We start from the raw sequence: 18059 nt of genomic DNA on the forward strand, positions 1-18059 counted from the left end.
TCTTAAGTATTAGCAAACGCACTTAAGGTTTCAACCACATAATCAATTTCTTCTTTTGTATTATAAATACTGAATGAAAAACGAACAGAAGGTTGTTTTAAATGTTCTTCTGTTAAAATCTCTGTTAATACGTGAGATTGCTGGCTACTTCCACTCTGGCAAGCACTTCCTCTAGAGCAAGCAATACCTTTTAAATCTAGTTGAAATTGCAACATACTTGTTTTTTCGGGTGCAATAGGCAAACATACATTGACCAAAGTATAAGTGCTATTTTTAGAGTCTGAACAACTCCCATTAAAACTAACATTTGGTAATTTAGATTTTATTTGTTCAATAAAGTAATTCTTTAAATCAAATACGTATGCCTTATCATTTTCAAGATTAGTATATGCTATTTTTAGAGCCTCATCCATACCCACAATATTATGTATAGATTCTGTACCTGCTCTATAACCTCGCTCCTGCTCACCTCCAAATATTAAAGGTTTTAGACCAGATTCTTTTCTTATAAAACAAAACCCAACACCTTTGGGTCCATGAAATTTGTGCGCACTAGCCGCTAAAAAATCTAATGGAATTTTTTGTAAATCTATTGTATAATGTCCTACCGATTGCACAGTATCTGTATGAAACAATGCATTATTAGACTTACACATTTTAGCAACACGCTCTAAATCTAAAATATTACCAACTTCATTATTAATATGCATTAAACTCACAACAGCTTTATTGCTTTCTTGTAATAATTGCTCTAAATGCGTATAATCTACAAGACCACAATCGTTTAGGTTGACATAGGTGATTTTTACATCATACTCTTTTTGTAACTGCTCGGCTGTATGTAAAACGGCATGGTGCTCTATTCTAGATGTAATTATTTCATTACATTCTAAATCTCTAACAGCACTTCGTAAAGCTAAATTATCCGCCTCTGTTCCTCCTGAGGTAAAAACAATCTCTGATGCGGCTACGTTAAAATACGATGCAATATTCTTTCTACATTGCTCTAAAAGCGCCTTAGAAGAACGCCCAAAACTGTGCGTAGATGAGGCATTACCATAATGTTCTTGCAAAACTTTAGTCATGCGTTGTATCACCTCTGGTCTTATTGCTGTAGTTGCTGCGTTATCTAGATAAACCTGTTTCATGGCACAAAAATATCTTAAATAAAATTATTTAGATAATGCAACGTTATAATTTTACAAATCGTTTATTTTTGTTCAAATTGAAATTGTATTAGATTTAATTTAGAAACATTGACATACAATTTTTAAATAGAAACAGCTGTAAGAAATACATATCCTTTTATGAAACGTCATTTATATATCTTTTTTTGTTTAGTCTTATTAGTGTCTTGTGATGATGGTGATATTTTTACTATTGATTTAGATTTTGAAGGCGAATTAGAACGCTGTGAAAACGACATCGATTCTTATATAATATACGACACCAGAGATTCCCCAAACGAGGCATTATTACTAATTATAGAGCGAGACGACGCTAATGAGTTATTGTTTACAACACCTACAATCACAGATGTACCGACAGAATTAACAATTTCAGAAACCGGTGAAACTCAATTTATTTTTAGATCCTTTAATAGAGCTCTTGAAGATGATGAACTTTGTGATATTATTCCTCCAGGGGATTTAGTTATAACCGACGATGACTATGCCGATAGTGGAACCGTATACGTTACTACAACTGTAGAAGATGATGATAACGATGGGTTAACAAACGAATACGAAGGCTTATCTGGTGAAGCCTCTGCGGATGGTATTTACTGGGATTCTTTAGATTCTGATGAAGACGGCATACCAGATTATATAGACCAAGACGATGACAACGATAATGTATTAACAATTTATGAAATTGATACCGACGAATTAGATGATGATGGTAACCCTACAAACATACTTGATACTGATGAGGACGGTACTCCAGATTATTTAGATGATGATGACGATGGTGATGGTGTTCTTACAAGACTAGAAGATTTAAGTGAAGATGGCCAAGACCCAAGAGCTTTTGATAATTATGTAACTAACACAGAAGGCATTGATATATATCGTTATTTATACAATTATAATGATGGGGTTATCAACGCAAATGAAGAATTTGAAGACACAGGATTTATCTATAATATTTATACAAGATCAGTAACAACAAGTTTTATTATAGAAAACGCAGGTTTTGAAATAATAAGTTCAGACTATATAGATTTTGGGACTTTTGAAAACTCTTTTGACATCACTAACGAACCAGAAGATGAAGATTAAGGCGCAACGTTTTGAAGAATTCTAACTTCCGTGGCACCTAAGCCATAAGTTTTATAATCGGCATCATAATATCTTACATTGTTATAACGACTAAATAAGGTTTCTAATTCTTGCTTTAGCACGCCTTCTCCTACGCCATGTATAAATACAATTTTAGGAATACGTTTTCTAATAGCAAATTCTAATTGACCTCTGGCAGTATCTAATTGAAGATTGAGCATTTGAAAATTAGTCATGCCACGAGATGATTTAGTTAAATGGTGAATGTGTAAATCTACTTCAAACTTTGGTGCATTTCTTTCTTTAGGTTTAACGGCTGGTGCCGACTTTCGTTTTTTAGATTCTTTTTCTTTTTTTACAACATCAAAATCTGTGTTATATACTGCATTTTCTAATGAATTACCAGAAGCTGAAATCATTAACTCATGGGCTTCAAATTGCAAATCAAAACCATCAATATCTTCAACAGTAATTAAATTTTCAGAAATTTTAGTAATAATCCCTGTTATAGCATCATCAATGGTTTCAACTGTATCACCTACTTTAAATTTCATCTTTCATTTCAGTTTTAACAAATGGTTCTTCTGGCTTTTCCGATTTACTCGGAATATTTCTAGAGGTTCTGTAAACACCTAACATTAATAATACTATTCCTACTATTAATAAATAAGTGTTTTGCTTTTGTTCTGCATTTGCATAAAATGCAATTAAACCACCAACTACGATACAGAAAAAATTTATAGATCTAGATATATTCATAACTCATACTACGTTTACACTGCAAAAATAAGGTTTAGAAAAATATTAACTGCAATTACCAAAATATTTAGCAAATCCTTACTTTAGCAACATGCTAATAATTACAGAAGGAATAGAAGATTACATGCTACCTTGCCTAAATAAAAAAATTTTAGGTTTTGAGTGCATGGGTTGTGGTATACAGCGTTCTATTGCTTTAATTCTTAATGGTCAATTTATTGATGCGTTTTATATGTATCCAGCTATTTATACGTTAATAGGATTTTTTGGATTTTTGATTATCAACAGTTTTAAGAATTTTAAAAACAGCAATAAAATTATTTTTATATTAGCCATATCTAATGTTATTATTATCGTTGGAAGCTATCTAATCAAACTTTACTTAAAACAAACTTAACTATGGAACAACAGAAACTAAATCCAGCAATCGTTTACGTATTATCAATCATTGGCCTTTTATGCTGCTGCTTTGGTGGACTTGGAGTTTTACTTGCTGCACCAGCCTTTTTTATTGCGCAAAGCGGATTGAAAAAAGCAAGCCTAAGTCCAGATGACTACGATCCTGCAAGTGTAAAAGCTATGACTACAGCAAAAACAATGGCTTTAGTAGTTACTATAATTTGTGCAATTACTTTAATTTATAATATTTACGACTTATCAACTGGAGGTTTTGAAAGAAGAATGGAATTCTTTGAAACTTTTAGCGAAGAGTTTAATAAAGGTTATGAGCAAGGGCTAGAAGATGCCGCTAATGAATAACCTGTTATTTATACAAATCAAAAAAAAGCGATTTTCTTAATTAAAATCGCTTTTTTTTTATTACTTAATATTATTAATTATATTATTCAAACGCCTTTAAAGTCTTTGTTATAATTGAAACACAATCTAATAATTGTTCTTTAGTCATTACTAAAGGTGGTGCAAAACGAATAATGTTTCCATGTGTTGGTTTTGCTAATAAACCATTATCTCTTAACTTTAAACAGATATTCCAAGCAGTATCGCTTTCTTCTGTATCATTTATTAAAATAGCGTTTAATAATCCTTTTCCTCTAACAGTATTCACAATAGAACTAGTTTCAATAAATTTAGATAATTCACTTCTAAATAATTGCCCTAATTCTTCAGCATTATTGGCTAAATTCTCATCTCTTACGACATCTAAAGCTGCAATAGCAACAGCAGCCGCAATTGGATTTCCACCAAATGTGCTTCCGTGATTTCCTGGTTTTATAACATTCATTACATTATCATTTGCTAATACAGCAGAAACAGGATAAGCACCTCCCGATAAAGCTTTACCTAGTATTAAAATATCTGGTTTTACGTTTTCATGATCTACGGCTAGCATTTTACCTGTTCTAGCGATACCTGTTTGCACTTCGTCTGCAATAAATAAAACATTATACTTTTCGCAAATAGCTTTTGCTTTAGATAAATATCCTTCACTTGGCACATAAACACCAGCTTCACCTTGTATTGGTTCTACTAAAAAGCCTGCAACATTAGCATTGTTTTTTATTGTATCCTCTAAAGCCTTAAGATTATCATATTCTATTTTTATGAATCCGTTTGTATATGGACCGAAGTTTTTACGAGCAACAGGATCGTTACTAAATGAAATAATCGTTGTTGTTCTACCATGAAAGTTATTTTCACAAACTACAATTTCGGCTTCATTTTCATCAATTCCTTTTACTTCGTAAGCCCATTTTCTACAAAGCTTTAAAGCTGTTTCTACAGCCTCTGCACCTGTATTCATAGGTAAAAGCTTATCGAAATTAAATAATTGAGAAGCATATTTTTCATATTTCCCTAACATGTCGTTATAAAAAGCTCGTGATGTTAAGGTTAAAGTTTGAGCTTGTGAAGTCATTGCTGCCACAATTTTTGGATGACAATGTCCTTGGTTTACTGCAGAATATGCAGAAAGAAAATCGTAGTATTGTTTACCTTCTACATCCCAAACATGGACACCTTCTCCTCTACTCAATACTACTGGAAGCGGATGATAGTTATGCGCACCATACTTGTTTTCTAAATCTATCGCTTGCTGCGATGTTAATTGGTCTAAAACAGCCATTTTTAAAAATAATTTAAGGTTTATGCCTCTTTAGAAGGCATCGTTTAACATTAATAAATGCAAACATTAATAATTAAATCTCGCTTAGCGAGTTCCTTATCTACCTTTATCCTTTCGAAGTATCCGAAAATTCAGCGTGGGAAAGAAATCATCCCTAGAGGCTGCAAATTACTAAATATTAATCTTCAATTATAAATTAGTTCTCATTATTTAACACCAATTTTTAAGATTTGTAACTTTTTTTCAAAAAAAATCAATTCCTATTGAGCAGTCATAAACACACTTGCTAACTCAATTTTATAATTTAAAATCCTAAGGACTTTCGTCTTCTTGTTGTGTCTTTATGAAACATTAAGTGTCTCAATTGTATAATATTAACTATTCAACTTTAATTAATCATGGACTATTTAACAGAATTATTTAACAACTTAACAGCCTCATTTGGAGAAAGCTTATCTGGTGTAATTGCAGCCGTTTTAATACTAATTATCGGTTGGTTTATTGCTGGTTTTGTAAAACGAATGACCACAAAACTTATAAAGAAAACTGGTGTAGATGACAAACTAAAAAATTCAAAATTAAAGCTATCCTCATTTATCGGAAAATTACTTTACTTTTTAGTAATGATATTTGTGTTTATGTTAGCCTTAGGAAAACTAGGCTTAACAGATGTATTAGACCCTATAAAGAACTTACTTAACGGATTTACAGATTACATTCCAAATATTATTGGCGCAGGTTTAGTAGCATATATTGGTTACATGCTAGCAACAATAGTATCTGAATTAGTAGAATTATCGGGAGACACAATTCAAAAATTTATACCAAAATTAAGATTACCAGAAAATATCAATGTGGTTTCTATTTTAAAGAAAGTAGTCTTCATATTTATTTTTATTCCACTATTGATTTCGGCATTTCACATTTTAGACATGAAAGCGATTTCTGAACCTGCTACAACAATGTTAAGCTCTTTCTTTGAAGCTATCCCTAGAATATTAGTAGCAACTATTATCATTTTAGTGTTTGTTTTTGTGGGTCGTTTTGTGGCTCAACTTTTAAAAGAATTATTACAAAGCCTTAATGTAGATGGTTTAGTAGCTAAAATGAATATGTCTGAATACGTTGGTACTAAAAGCATCGCTAAAATGATTTCTAACATTGCTTATGCTCTTATTTTTGTTTTTGGAATGCTTACGGCTTTTGAGAAATTAGAATTCACACAACTCACAGAAATTATCGATACCGTTTTAGCTTACGCTGGTAAAATCTTATTCGGAATTGTAATTATTGGAATTGGTTTAATTATTTCTAACCTATTTACAAAAGCATTAAATAGCAAAAATAATCCTTTTGTGGTTTCTATTGTAAAAATTAGCATCATTGCCATATTCTTAGCTATTGGCTTACGTTCTATGGGAATTGCAGACGAAATTGTAAATCTAGCTTTCGGTATTACCTTAGGAACCGTAGCACTTACAGTGGTATTATCATTTGGTCTTGGTGGCAGAGAAGCTGCAGGAAAACAAATGGGAAAAATCTTAGAGAAATTTAATAAGAACTAAATACGTTACCCTTAATTATTTTAAAACGGCTTAGAGAACTAAGTCGTTTTTTTATTATTCTAAAATCACTAATATTAGCTTACTTTTCGGCTTTACTATTCACAAAATTGCACCTATCTTTGCAGCTTAATTAATATAAAAAATGCCAAGAAGAGAACGAAACAAATTTGTAAAACGCGGACAAATCATAGACCTCTTAATAGAAGATTATGCTTTTGGTGGCAAAGGTATTGGTCGCATAAGAAATGAACATGGCGAATTTGTTGTTTTTGTACCTAATACATTACCAGGTCAGTTGGTAAAAACGCAGATTAAAAAGAGTAGTAAAAAATATGCCGAAGGCAAACTTTTTGATGTTTTAAAACCATCTGAAGATGAAATTGATATGCCTTACCAAAGTATTCCTGGTGCACCTTATATTAATTTGCCTATTGAAAAACAGCATAAATACAAGAAGCAAAGTACCCTAGAGTTATTTAAACGTATTGGTAAAGTTGCCGATATTGAAGATAAGTTTGACGAATTTGTAACCTCGCCGAACACCTTTCATTATAGAAATAAAATGGAATATGGGTTTTCTGCCATCGGATATAATCACGAATTAAAAACTGATGTTGACGAATTTACACTCGGTTTTAAAAAACGTGGTACTTGGTGGTGTGGCGATGACCTAAAGAAAGATTCTGGTTTATTTGATGCCGAATTAGAAAACCAACTTAAAGACATTAAAGAGTATTGTGAAAAAACAGGTTTGGCACCTTGGCATGCACCGAAAAGGGAAGGTTTCTTTAGATACTTTGTAGTTAGAAAATCTTTTAAAACCAATCAACTATTATTCAATTTAGTAACTACATCTTATGATTTGCCAAAATTTGATTTAGATAAATTTGCTAATTATTTAGTTGAATTATTTGGTGATAGAGTTGCAGGTTTATTACATACTATTAATGACGAAACAGGAGACAGAACTATTGCAACTACAGGTGAAATTTCTCTAGTTTATGGCGATGATAAAATTGTAGAAGAATTACTCGACTTAAATTTTGAAATTAGCATGAAGAGCTTTTTTCAAACCAACCCAAAATGCGCAGAAAAATTATACTCAAAGGTTGTAGATTATGCTTTAGAAAATAAAGAAGCCGTAGATAATACGGTTGTTTTAGATTTATTTTGCGGGACAGGAACCATTGGGCAAATTATAGCTAATAAAGCTGATAATACTAAAATAGTTGGTGTAGATATTGTTGCAGCTGCGATTGAAGATGCTAAAGAAAATGCCAAACGAAATAATATAGAAGGTTTAAAATTTTATGCAGCAGATGTTGGTAAATTCTTAACAGAACATCCAGAATACACCAATAAAATAAGAACGATTATCTTAGATCCTGCAAGAGCTGGTATAGCGCCAAAAACTCTTAAAAAAATAATAAACCTAAAGGCAGAACGTTTGGTTTATGTATCTTGTAACCCTGCAACGCAGGCAAGAGATACTGAGCAATTAATGGAAGCTGGTTACACCATAAAAAAAATAAGTTTAGTAGATCAATTTCCGCACACTGCACATATTGAAACAGTAGTTTTATTTGAAAAAAATTAAATGAAAAACTTAAAATACATAGTTCTACTTATAGCCATTTCGTTCATTAATTGCGAGCGTGATGATATATGTGCCTACACAACATCTACAACACCTCGTTTAATTATAGAATTCTACGATACTGATAATCCAGATGATTTAAAAGACGTACCTAGACTAACGGTTTATGGTGAAGGCATTTTTACAGATGAAGATGGCATAACAACAGAACCTACAGAATCATCAGATTCTATAGTTGAAGTTTATGACGAAAGTGATACGATTGATGATGCTCCATCATATGTTTTTAACGTTAATACAGACATCATAGCATTACCATTAAAACTAACCGACGACCTAGGTAACAATTTTATTACTACACGCTTTATTTTAGAAAAAGATACTAACTTAAGAATAGATGGTTCTGGTGAATCTAATATTGATATTTTAGAAATTAGATATAGTACAGACTTTGTTTATGTATCTAGAGCATGTGGTTATAAAAGCACGTTTATCAACCTAGGTGTTTCAAGAGATTCAACACTAGATGATGACACTTGGATTAGAAATATTATTATTGAAGAAAGTATTGAAAGCACTGTAGAGAATGAAAACACAACACATGTACGCATCTATCATTAAAAGCGTAATAGTTTTGCTATTGTTTTCTACAATAGCTTTCGCTCAAAAAAAGAAAACGGTTAAAGATACTTTAGTCTATAAACAAAAGTATGGATTACGTATAGGTGCTGATTTAAGTAAATTGGCGCGTACTTATTTTGATGATGATTATACTGGTTTTGAAATTATGGGAGATTACCGACTTACAAAACGCATCTATATTGCAGGAGAAATTGGTAATGAAGAAAAAACTCTTGAAACCGATTACTTAAATAATACCACAAAAGGAAGTTATTTTAAAGGTGGAATAGACATGAATTTTTACAAAAACTGGTTAGACATGGAAAACATGATTTATTCTGGTTTTAGAGTAGGAGCCAGTACATTTAGCCAGACTTTAAATAGTTATACAATTTACGATGTTTATAATCAATACTGGGATGACCAATATTCTATAGAAGAAGGAACAGAATTTAGTGGCTTAACAGCGCTTTGGTTAGAACTTCAAATAGGCTTAAAAGCTGAACTTTTCAATAATTTTTATGGAGGCATAAACGTTCAATTAAAAGTATTAATTACAGACAAGGAAATTGACAATTATGAAAATCTCTATATCCCTGGATATAACAGAACTTACGACAGTAGTGCATTTGGCGGTGGTTTTGGATTTAACTTATCTTACTTAGTTCCTATTTTTAAGAAAGATAAAGTAGTAATCCAAGAAAAAGAGGTTGAAGAATAACACAATGTCATTTCAACAGAGCGAAGCATGAGCGACGAGAAATCACATAACACTAATAATTCAACAATTATATACCTAAACAACTATGTGATATCTCACCATCGTTCGATATGACTGCACTTAGTCATTTCGACAGAGCGAAGCATGAGCGACGAGAAATCACACATTACCAATAATTCAACAAATAATTAACTAAAACAACTATGTGATATCTCACATGCGTTCGATATGACTACACTCCTCTACTTTAAATAAGTCAAAACATTAGCTTCTATCCTACTCTGAATATCTGAAACATCTGCTTTTACAAATTTATCGCCTGTAATGTTTTCGTATAATTCTATATAACGCTCGCTGACAGATTCTATATATTCATCACTCATAAAAGGTACAGTTTGGCCTTCTAATCCTTGAAAATCGTTAGCAATTAACCATTGTCTTACAAACTCTTTTGACAATTGCTTTTGTGATTCGCCTTTGTCTTGACGTTCTTGGTAACCGTCTGCATAGAAATAACGTGAAGAATCTGGTGTGTGAATCTCGTCTATTAGCACAATTTTACCGTCTTTGGTTTTACCAAATTCGTATTTAGTGTCTACTAAAATTAAACCTCTTGCGGCTGCTATTTCTGTGCCGCGTTGAAAGAGTTTTTTTGTATAATCTTCTAACACCAAATAATCTTCCTCTGAAACTATACCACGTTTTAGAATGTCTTCTCTAGAAATATCCTCATCATGATCACCCATTTCTGCTTTTGTAGCCGGAGTAATTATTGGTGATGGAAATTTGTCATTTTCTTTCATGCCTTCTGGCATTGGTACACCGCAAAGCACGCGTTTACCAGCTTTATACTCTCTTGCTGCATGACCAGACATATAACCTCTTATTACCATTTCTACTTTAAATGGTTCGCATAAATGGCCAACTGCTACATTTGGGTCTGGTGTGGCAACTAACCAATTTGGCACCAAATCTTCGGTTTCTTTCATCATTTTGGTTGCTATTTGATTTAGAATTTGCCCTTTATACGGAATTCCTTTAGGCATTACCACATCAAAAGCGCTTAAACGGTCTGTAGCTACCATTACTAATTGCTCATCGTTAATATTATAAACGGCTCTTACTTTTCCTTTGTAAAGACTTTTTTGATTAGGAAAATTGAAATTGGTATCTATTATGGTATTATTCATTTTTACGGCTTTTAACTAATGGGTTTTAGCTAGTTGTTTGTTTTGATTTTTAATTTATGGTTAAGCCCTAGCCCAGATTGAAGCGGCATCCTTTTTTGCCATTAAAAGCAAAAAAGATATAGCGGAAAGCTGGAAATAGCTTCTAAAAATTTTAATCTCTGTTTTCTATACTTTTATAGGCTGCTATGACTTTTTTAACGAGTTTATGACGAATGACGTCTTTATCATCTAAATAGATCATGCCAATGCCTTCTACATCTTTTAGTACTAAAAGTGCTTCTTTTAGTCCAGAAATAGAACGACGTGGTAAATCTACTTGGCCTGGATCACCCGTTAGTAAAAACTTAGCATTTCTTCCCATACGTGTTAAAAACATCTTCATTTGGGCGTGTGTGGTGTTTTGCCCTTCGTCTAAAATAACAAAGGCATTATCTAAGGTACGGCCTCGCATAAAGGCTAATGGTGCGATTTGAATAACGCCTTTTTCTATGTAGTTGTCTAATTTTTCTGCCGGAATCATGTCTCGTAACGCATCATACAATGGTTGCATGTATGGATCGAGTTTTTCTTTTAAATCACCTGGTAAAAATCCTAAATTTTCGCCTGCTTCTACCGCAGGACGTGTTAATATTATTCGTTTTACTTCTTTACTTTTTAATGCTTGAACTGCCAGTGCCACACCTGTATAGGTTTTACCAGTACCTGCTGGTCCTATGGCAAAAACCATATCGTTTTTGCGCATGCTTTCTACAAGCTTACGTTGATTTGCGGTTTGTGCTTTTATGAGTTTTCCGCCTACACCATGCACTATAGTTTCTCCACTTTTAGTAGATGTTGTATAATCATCACTGCTTTGACTGGTTAATACACGTTCTATTACGTTTTCATCTAACTTATTATATTTTGCAAAATGCTTTATTAACATGGTCATTCTGCGATCAAACTCCTCTAGTAAATCCTCGTCTCCATAGGCTTTAATTTTATTGCCTCTTGCTACTATTTTTAGTTTTGGAAAGTACTTTTTAAGTAGCGCAATATTTGCATTTTGTGCTCCGAAGAATTCTTTTGGTGAAATTTCTTCTAATTCTAATATAAGTTCGTTCAAAAGCGTGCTTTATTTAATGCGTTAATCTCTTTTCTTTTATTAATTTTGTACTACAAAGCGTGTACACACAAAGCTAATAATTTTACAATCACAAATCTTAAAAAAATATCAACAATCAATCCATGGCAATAATCACTTTAACGACTGATTTTGGAGAAAAAGATCACTTTGTTGGCGCTATAAAAGGCGCTATTTTTAGTGAACTTGAGCAGATAAATATTGTTGATATTTCGCATTCTATATCGCCTTTTAATATTGCTGAAGCGGCTTATATTATACAAAATGCATATAGTAGTTTCCCTAAAGGAACGATTCATTTAATAGGAATAGATTCTGAGTTAAGCCCTGAAAACAAGCATATTGCAGTTAAACTAGACGACCATTACTTTATATGTGCCAACAATGGTATTATGAGTATGATTTGTAACGAAATTGTACCTGAAAAGTTGGTAGAAATTAACATACATGATAGGGTTGAAACTAACTTCCCTGTTTTAGATATCTTTGTAAAAGTGGCTTGCCATATTGCACGTGGAGGAACTTTAGATGTAATTGGAAAAGTTATTAACACTATTAAACCAATTAAAAATTTAATTCCGTTTGTAAACGACGAACAAAACCAAATTATAGGCAGTGTTATTTATATTGATAATTACGGAAATGTAGTAACAAATATTAAACGCCAATTTTTTGAATCTGTACAAAAAACCAGAAAGTTTGAAGTTTCTGCTAGGAACCATAAATTTGATAAAATTTATAATAGATTTAGTGATATTATAGATTTTGATGTTGAAGAGTCTAAACGAAATGTGGATGGTAAAGGTTTAGTTGTTTTTAATTCTTCTGGTTATTTAGAAATTGCAGTATATAAAAGTAATTGTTTAACGGTTGGTGGTGCCTCAACTTTAATGGGATTAAAAAATATGGATACTGTCACTGTTAATTTCTCTAAAACTTAAAAGATTTGTTAGTAAGAATTGTAAAACTGAGTTTTGAACCTTCTAAAATTGAAGAATTCTTGGCTAATTTTGAAACCGTAAAGGATAAGATTAGGAATTTTGAAGGTTGCCAATTTTTAGAACTATATAGAGACAAGAATAATACCAATATCTTTTTTACTTATAGTTATTGGAATTCTGAAAACGCTTTAAATAATTACAGACATTCTGATTTATTTAAAGCGGTTTGGTCTAAAACAAAACCTTTGTTTAATGGAAAGCCTGAAGCTTGGAGTGTTGATAAAATAGCTTCGATTGAATAGCTGTTAGAAAAAATAATTGAATACTGAATACTGAATACTGAATACTGAATACTGAATACTGAATACTGAATACTGAATACTGAATACTGAATACTGAATACTGAATTTAAAATATGTTAGCAATACTTAAAAAAGAAATAAACACCTTTTTCGCCTCGCCAATAGGCTATTTAGTTATTGGTGTATTTTTATTACTCAATGGTTTATTCCTTTGGGTTTTTAAAGGCCAATTCAATATTTTAAATAATGGCCAAGCCAGTTTATCATCGTTCTTTTTATTAGCGCCTTGGATTCTTATTTTCCTTGTGCCAGCAGTAACCATGCGTAGTTTTAGCGATGAGAAAAAACAAGGTACTTTAGAGTTGTTAGTTACTAAGCCTATTTCTCATTTTAAAATAGTATTAGGTAAGTATTTTGGTGCTTTTGTTTTAATTTTAATGGCTTTGATTCCCACTTTATTATATGTTTACACGGTTTCACAATTAGGAAATCCAGAAGGCAATTTAGATATGGGAAGCACTATTGGTTCTTATTTTGGGTTGTTGTTTTTAATTGGCGCTTACACAGCGATTGGCGTATTTGCTTCAACACTATCAGATAATCAAATTGTTGCTTTTATAATTGCTGTTTTTATTTGTTTCTTTTTCTATTTTGGTTTTGAAGGCTTATCTAATTACAACGTATTTGGAGACCTAATCTATATGGAAAATCTTGGAATGTCTGCACACTACAATAGTATGAGTCGTGGTGTAATTGACACTAGAGATTTAGTTTATTTTATAAGTATCGCTTTAGCCTTTTTAATGTTTACTAAACTTAGAATTCAAAAACATTAACATGATAATTACACCACTTTTAGTTATATTTTTAGTCTTCGTATTTGTTTTATTGTTTTTATTTTTTAACACTGTAGACAAGCGTAAATGGCTAACAGCAATCATAAGTTTAGTAGCTACACCATTTGCTTTTTTCTTTATGTTTTATCCGTTTTTAAATATTATTAGTAATTACCATCATCAAAAATATTTTAACAGCGAAGCTTGGATAGAGAATCCTGCTCTACGTTATGAAATGATTGATAATACTATTGAGTCTGATACACTTATTGGTGTTTCAAAACAAGAGATAACTACGCTTTTAGGCAAAGCAGAATGGCTTAGTTGGGATGATGCTAATAAAAAACATGATACCAACAAATGGAATTACGGACTTGGCATAGAACCTGGTGCTTTTAACGACCAAAGAGAACGCGTAGAAATTATATTTGAAGATGATAAAGTCATCGCTTTAAAACCTTATCAAGAAGAAATAACCTTCGAGAATGAAAAAGAATAAAACTATCCTATATATCGTTGCCATTATAATTGGACTCATTATTGTTAATGCAATATCGAGCTCAGTATATCAGCGCTTCGATTTAACAAAAGACCATCGTTACACACTTTCGGATGTTTCAAAATCATTGATTAGCGACTTAGATTCGCCATTAATAATTGATGTGTTTTTAGAAGGGGATTTTCCTTCAGAATTTAGGTTGCTTCAAACTGAAGTAAAACAAATGGTAGAAGAATTTCAACAAGAATCTAATCAGATTTTTGTTAATTACATAGATCCAGTAAAAGATGAAGCTACGCGTCAGCAATACATTGAGGAACTTACAAATGCTGGTTTAGAACCTTATATTAATACCGATAATAGCACAGGAAAAGTGACGCAAGACATTATTTTTCCTTGGGCTTTTGCAAGTTACAAAGACCAAACCTTAAAAATTCCGCTTTTAAAACGAAGCATTACACTTGGTTTACCAGAGCAAATTAATAATTCTGTTCAATCCTTAGAATATGCTTTTGCAGATGGGTTTAGAAAATTAGTTAAAGCAAAAGAAAAAAAGATTGCCATTTTAAAAGGAAACGGACAATTAGACGATATTTATATTGCAGATTTTTTAAAAACAATAAAGCCTTATTATAATTTAGCGCAATTTACTTTAGATAGCGTAGCTACCAATCCACAAGGGACTTTAGAGAATTTAGAACAATACGATTTAATCGTTTCTGCAAAACCAAGTATTGCTTTTTCTGAAAACGAAAAACTGGTTTTAGACCAATATACCATGAATGGTGGAAAAAGCCTTTGGCTTACAGAATCTGTAGTAATGGACAAAGACAGTTTGTACAATGCCACAGGAACTGGCGTTTCTATTTTACGAGATTTAAAGTTGAATGACTTTTTCTTTCAATACGGTGTACGTGTTAATCCTACTTTAGTAAAGGACCTTTACTCTGCTCCTATTATGTTGTCAATTGGTGAAGGAAGTCAGGCACAAATGCAACCTATACAATGGCAATATTCGCCATTGGCTGCCTCTAATCCAAATCATGCTATTACTAAGAATTTAAACTTAGTTAAATTTGATTTTGCTAGCCCAATTGATACCTTAAAAAATAACATTAAAAAATCTATATTGTTACAAAGTTCCCCTAAATCTAAAATTGAAGGCGCACCAACCACAATTTCTTTAGCAAATGTTACACAAGCTCCAGATGAAGCTAGTTATAATTTAGGGCCTCAGAATTTAGCTGTTTTATTAGAAGGCGAATTTACCTCTGTGTACGACAAACGTGTATTACCATTTAAGGTTAAAAATTATAAATCTAAAAGTACAGCAACTAAAATGGTTGTAATTTCTGATGGAAACGTTGCTAAAAACGAAGTTATTAAAAATAGACCTTTAGAATTAGGCTTTGATCAAATGACAGGAAAATCTTTTGGTAACAAGGAATTTCTGCTTAATACCGTAAATTATCTTTTAGACGATACAGGACTTATAAACATAAGAGCCAAAGAAATTAAAGTGGCATTTTTAGATGCAGATAAGGTAAAAGAAAGTAAAGGTACGTGGCAATTTATTAATATAGCGTTGCCAATCATACTTTTAGGTTTATTTGGTTTTGCTTTCAACTATTTAAGAAAACGAAAATACGCATCTTAAAATTCTAGCAAAGTATTGTTGCGAATTGTGTATTCTTAAGCCTAATTTGTTAATAAGTTTGTTTTATAAAACCCATCTATTAAGATATATTTGTAAGACCAATTAAACGTATTAAATATATATATATAGTATGAAATTCATTGTTTCAAGTACATATTTATTAAAGCAACTTCAAGTATTAGGAGGTGTTATTAATAACAGTAATACACTTCCTATTCTAGATAATTTTCTATTTGAGCTTAGCCAATCGAAATTAACGATTTCGGCTAGTGATTTAGAAACAACAATGTCTGCAACGATTGATGTAGAAAGTGATTCTGAAGGAAGTATTGCTTTACCAGCACGTTTACTTTTAGATACTTTAAAGACATTTCCAGAACAACCTTTAACCTTTGTTGTTGAAGAAAACAATACGGTTGAAATTAGCTCTAATCATGGTAAATATGCTTTGGCTTATGCTGATGGTGCAGAATTCCCAAATGCAGTTTCTATTGAAGATGCTAGTACAACCACTATAATGGGTGATATTTTAGCCACTGCAATTAGTAAAACCATTTTTGCTGCTGGTAATGATGATTTAAGACCAGTAATGAGTGGTGTATTTTTTCAGTTTTCTCAAGATAACTTAACATTTGTAGCGACAGATGCTCACAAATTGGTAAAATATACAAGAAACGATGTTAGTGCTACTGAAACTGCAGAGTTCATTATGCCTAAAAAACCTTTAAATCTTTTAAAAGGAATTTTAGCAGGTAGTGAAGATGACGTTTTAGTAGAATACAATGAATCTAATGCTAAGTTTACTTTTGAAAACTCCGTATTGATTTGTCGTTTAATTGATGGAAAATACCCTAATTACGAAGCTGTAATACCAAAAGAGAATCCAAATAAATTAGTTATAGACAGAACACAATTTTTAAACTCTGTTCGTCGTGTTAGTATTTTCTCTAACAAAACAACACACCAAATTAGACTTAAAATCGCTGGTGCTGAATTAAATATTTCTGCTGAAGATATTGATTACTCTAACAAAGCAGAAGAGCGTTTAACTTGTGATTATCAAGGCGATGATATGCAAATTGGATTTAACTCGCGTTTCTTAACTGAAATGATTAACAACTTAGGATCAGATAACGTACAGTTAGAAATGAGCTTACCAAACAGAGCAGGAATCTTAACTCCAACTGATGGTTTAGATGAAGGTGAATTTGTTACAATGCTTGTAATGCCAGTAATGCTAAATAGCTAAGTATTGTATAATTAATAAAAAAGCACACTTTCTAATAGTGTGCTTTTTTTATAGTCTTTATTAGGTAACTTCTAATCTAAATAAAATTCATTAATATAAATATAAGATCCATCGTAAACTCCAGTAATTTCTAAACCATCTGCCCTTGTAAACGAAAAACTTAACTGAATACCATCTACATCATAATCTATAATAGTTATGCTTCCTTCAGTTATTTCTAAGTCAGAATTATTTCCGCTTTTATAGAACTGAACAAATCCGTCTTCATATTCTCCATTGATAATACTTCCATTTACAACGAATTCTAAACTTGAAATTTCATGGAATTCATAAGTGGAATTAGGAGTAAAATCAGAATCATTAATTTGTGCCGTAAATAAATCGACATTAGTAATTGTAGTACCTAAAAAAGAGTCTTCAATTTGTATCTCTGAAATATTAGTTAAATTTAAATACACACTATTAAATGAAGTTTCAACAACAGCAGAGTTCATTGGGTATGTAGAAGCTTCTACTGTAATATTATTTTCATAAGAATTAGAACTATCATCTGAGGCACAAGCCGTAATAACCAATGCATATAATACTATTGTACAATATTTAAGTAATTTCATATTATTTATTCTATGTGAATTTA

General features: G+C 31.7%; 20 protein-coding genes. 13 read left to right on the forward strand and 7 right to left on the reverse strand.

Translation table 11 applies throughout. From position 1 onward, the window contains the following. Nucleotides 1-2 precede the first annotated feature (2 nt). On the reverse strand, nucleotides 3-1148 hold the full coding sequence (locus GN138_RS03130; protein WP_157362032.1) for a cysteine desulfurase family protein: 1146 nt from the start codon (nucleotides 1146-1148) through the stop codon (nucleotides 3-5). A gap of 159 nt (nucleotides 1149-1307) precedes the next feature. Here GN138_RS03130 and GN138_RS03135 point away from each other — a divergent pair, with 159 nt between their 5' ends. Continuing rightward, nucleotides 1308-2279 carry a hypothetical protein gene (locus tag GN138_RS03135; protein WP_157362034.1) on the forward strand — a complete coding sequence of 324 codons (972 nt, stop codon included), beginning with the start codon at nucleotides 1308-1310 and terminating at the stop codon, nucleotides 2277-2279. On the opposite strand, the gene GN138_RS03140 is transcribed toward GN138_RS03135, so the two are convergent. Together GN138_RS03140 and GN138_RS03145 are read right to left on the reverse strand one after the other, a co-directional pair. After that, nucleotides 2276-2833 carry a Smr/MutS family protein gene (locus GN138_RS03140; protein ID WP_157362036.1) on the reverse strand — a complete coding sequence of 186 codons (558 nt, stop codon included), beginning with the start codon at nucleotides 2831-2833 and terminating at the stop codon, nucleotides 2276-2278. The two genes, GN138_RS03135 and GN138_RS03140, sit on opposite strands and share 4 nt — an antisense overlap. Beyond that, entirely contained in the window at nucleotides 2823-3038 is a 216-nt protein-coding gene (locus GN138_RS03145; protein WP_157362038.1) for a hypothetical protein, read from the reverse strand. Before GN138_RS03145 ends, GN138_RS03140 begins: the two co-directional genes overlap by 11 nt. A 91-nt stretch (nucleotides 3039-3129) precedes the next feature. Here GN138_RS03145 and GN138_RS03150 point away from each other — a divergent pair, with 91 nt between their 5' ends. Together GN138_RS03150 and GN138_RS03155 are read left to right on the forward strand one after the other, a co-directional pair. Further along, nucleotides 3130-3435: a DUF2752 domain-containing protein gene (locus tag GN138_RS03150; protein WP_157362040.1), complete on the forward strand. Its 306-nt coding sequence runs from the start codon at nucleotides 3130-3132 to the stop codon at nucleotides 3433-3435. 2 nt (nucleotides 3436-3437) lie between these two features. Then, nucleotides 3438-3797, forward strand: coding sequence for a CCC motif membrane protein (locus GN138_RS03155; RefSeq protein ID WP_157362042.1), 360 nt, complete (start codon nucleotides 3438-3440; stop codon nucleotides 3795-3797). 82 nt (nucleotides 3798-3879) lie between these two features. Here GN138_RS03155 and rocD read toward each other — a convergent pair whose 3' ends face one another. Continuing rightward, a complete protein-coding gene (gene rocD, locus GN138_RS03160) occupies nucleotides 3880-5121 on the reverse strand; it encodes an ornithine--oxo-acid transaminase (protein WP_157362044.1) in 1242 nt (413 codons plus the stop codon). Between the two features lie 398 nt (nucleotides 5122-5519). Here rocD and GN138_RS03165 point away from each other — a divergent pair, with 398 nt between their 5' ends. From GN138_RS03165 to GN138_RS03180, 4 genes are all read left to right on the forward strand, one after another. Beyond that, complete coding sequence (locus GN138_RS03165) at nucleotides 5520-6686, forward strand: mechanosensitive ion channel (RefSeq protein ID WP_157362046.1); 1167 nt, start codon at nucleotides 5520-5522, stop codon at nucleotides 6684-6686. A 142-nt stretch (nucleotides 6687-6828) separates the two neighbouring features. Next, complete coding sequence (gene rlmD / locus GN138_RS03170; protein WP_157362048.1) at nucleotides 6829-8283, forward strand: 23S rRNA (uracil(1939)-C(5))-methyltransferase RlmD; 1455 nt, start codon at nucleotides 6829-6831, stop codon at nucleotides 8281-8283. Next, the gene (locus GN138_RS03175; protein WP_157362051.1) at nucleotides 8284-8904 is read left to right on the forward strand and encodes a DUF6452 family protein; all 621 of its coding nucleotides are present in this window, start codon (nucleotides 8284-8286) and stop codon (nucleotides 8902-8904) included. It abuts the gene before it with no gap. Further along, nucleotides 8870-9625 carry a DUF6048 family protein gene (locus GN138_RS03180; RefSeq protein ID WP_231743025.1) on the forward strand — a complete coding sequence of 252 codons (756 nt, stop codon included), beginning with the start codon at nucleotides 8870-8872 and terminating at the stop codon, nucleotides 9623-9625. The genes GN138_RS03175 and GN138_RS03180 overlap by 35 nt, the downstream gene beginning before the upstream one ends. Nucleotides 9626-9867: 242 nt before the next feature. Here the strand turns inward: GN138_RS03180 and GN138_RS03185 are convergent, their stop codons facing one another. Both GN138_RS03185 and GN138_RS03190 read right to left on the reverse strand, forming a co-directional pair. Continuing rightward, nucleotides 9868-10815, reverse strand: a complete 948-nt coding sequence (locus GN138_RS03185; protein WP_157362053.1) for a phosphoribosylaminoimidazolesuccinocarboxamide synthase — start codon at nucleotides 10813-10815, stop codon at nucleotides 9868-9870. 151 nt (nucleotides 10816-10966) lie between these two features. Then, complete coding sequence (locus GN138_RS03190; RefSeq protein WP_157362055.1) at nucleotides 10967-11920, reverse strand: PhoH family protein; 954 nt, start codon at nucleotides 11918-11920, stop codon at nucleotides 10967-10969. 122 nt (nucleotides 11921-12042) lie between these two features. Between GN138_RS03190 and GN138_RS03195 the strand changes: the two genes are divergently transcribed. The 6 genes from GN138_RS03195 to dnaN all read left to right on the forward strand — a co-directional run bounded on the left by GN138_RS03195 (nucleotide 12043) and on the right by dnaN (nucleotide 17422). Next, nucleotides 12043-12879 (forward strand): SAM hydrolase/SAM-dependent halogenase family protein, encoded by an 837-nt coding sequence (locus tag GN138_RS03195; protein ID WP_157362058.1) that lies wholly within the window; start codon nucleotides 12043-12045, stop codon nucleotides 12877-12879. A 5-nt stretch (nucleotides 12880-12884) separates the two neighbouring features. Further along, the gene (locus GN138_RS03200; protein ID WP_157362060.1) at nucleotides 12885-13181 is read left to right on the forward strand and encodes a putative quinol monooxygenase; all 297 of its coding nucleotides are present in this window, start codon (nucleotides 12885-12887) and stop codon (nucleotides 13179-13181) included. Nucleotides 13182-13294: 113 nt separating this feature from the next. Then, a complete protein-coding gene (gene gldF / locus GN138_RS03205; protein ID WP_157362062.1) occupies nucleotides 13295-14017 on the forward strand; it encodes a gliding motility-associated ABC transporter permease subunit GldF in 723 nt (240 codons plus the stop codon). A 1-nt stretch (nucleotide 14018) separates the two neighbouring features. Further along, nucleotides 14019-14516, forward strand: coding sequence for a hypothetical protein (locus tag GN138_RS03210; protein WP_157362064.1), 498 nt, complete (start codon nucleotides 14019-14021; stop codon nucleotides 14514-14516). After that, complete coding sequence (gene gldG / locus GN138_RS03215; protein ID WP_157362067.1) at nucleotides 14503-16173, forward strand: gliding motility-associated ABC transporter substrate-binding protein GldG; 1671 nt, start codon at nucleotides 14503-14505, stop codon at nucleotides 16171-16173. The genes GN138_RS03210 and gldG overlap by 14 nt, the downstream gene beginning before the upstream one ends. 130 nt (nucleotides 16174-16303) lie before the next feature. Then, nucleotides 16304-17422, forward strand: coding sequence for a DNA polymerase III subunit beta (gene dnaN, locus GN138_RS03220; protein WP_157362069.1), 1119 nt, complete (start codon nucleotides 16304-16306; stop codon nucleotides 17420-17422). Nucleotides 17423-17493: 71 nt separating this feature from the next. Here the strand turns inward: dnaN and GN138_RS03225 are convergent, their stop codons facing one another. Beyond that, a complete protein-coding gene (locus tag GN138_RS03225) occupies nucleotides 17494-18036 on the reverse strand; it encodes a hypothetical protein (protein WP_157362071.1) in 543 nt (180 codons plus the stop codon). Nucleotides 18037-18059: the final 23 nt, after the last annotated feature.

Origin of the sequence: Winogradskyella endarachnes (assembly GCF_009741275.1) — a bacterium.
GTDB classification, from domain to species: Bacteria; Bacteroidota; Bacteroidia; order Flavobacteriales; family Flavobacteriaceae; genus Winogradskyella; species Winogradskyella endarachnes.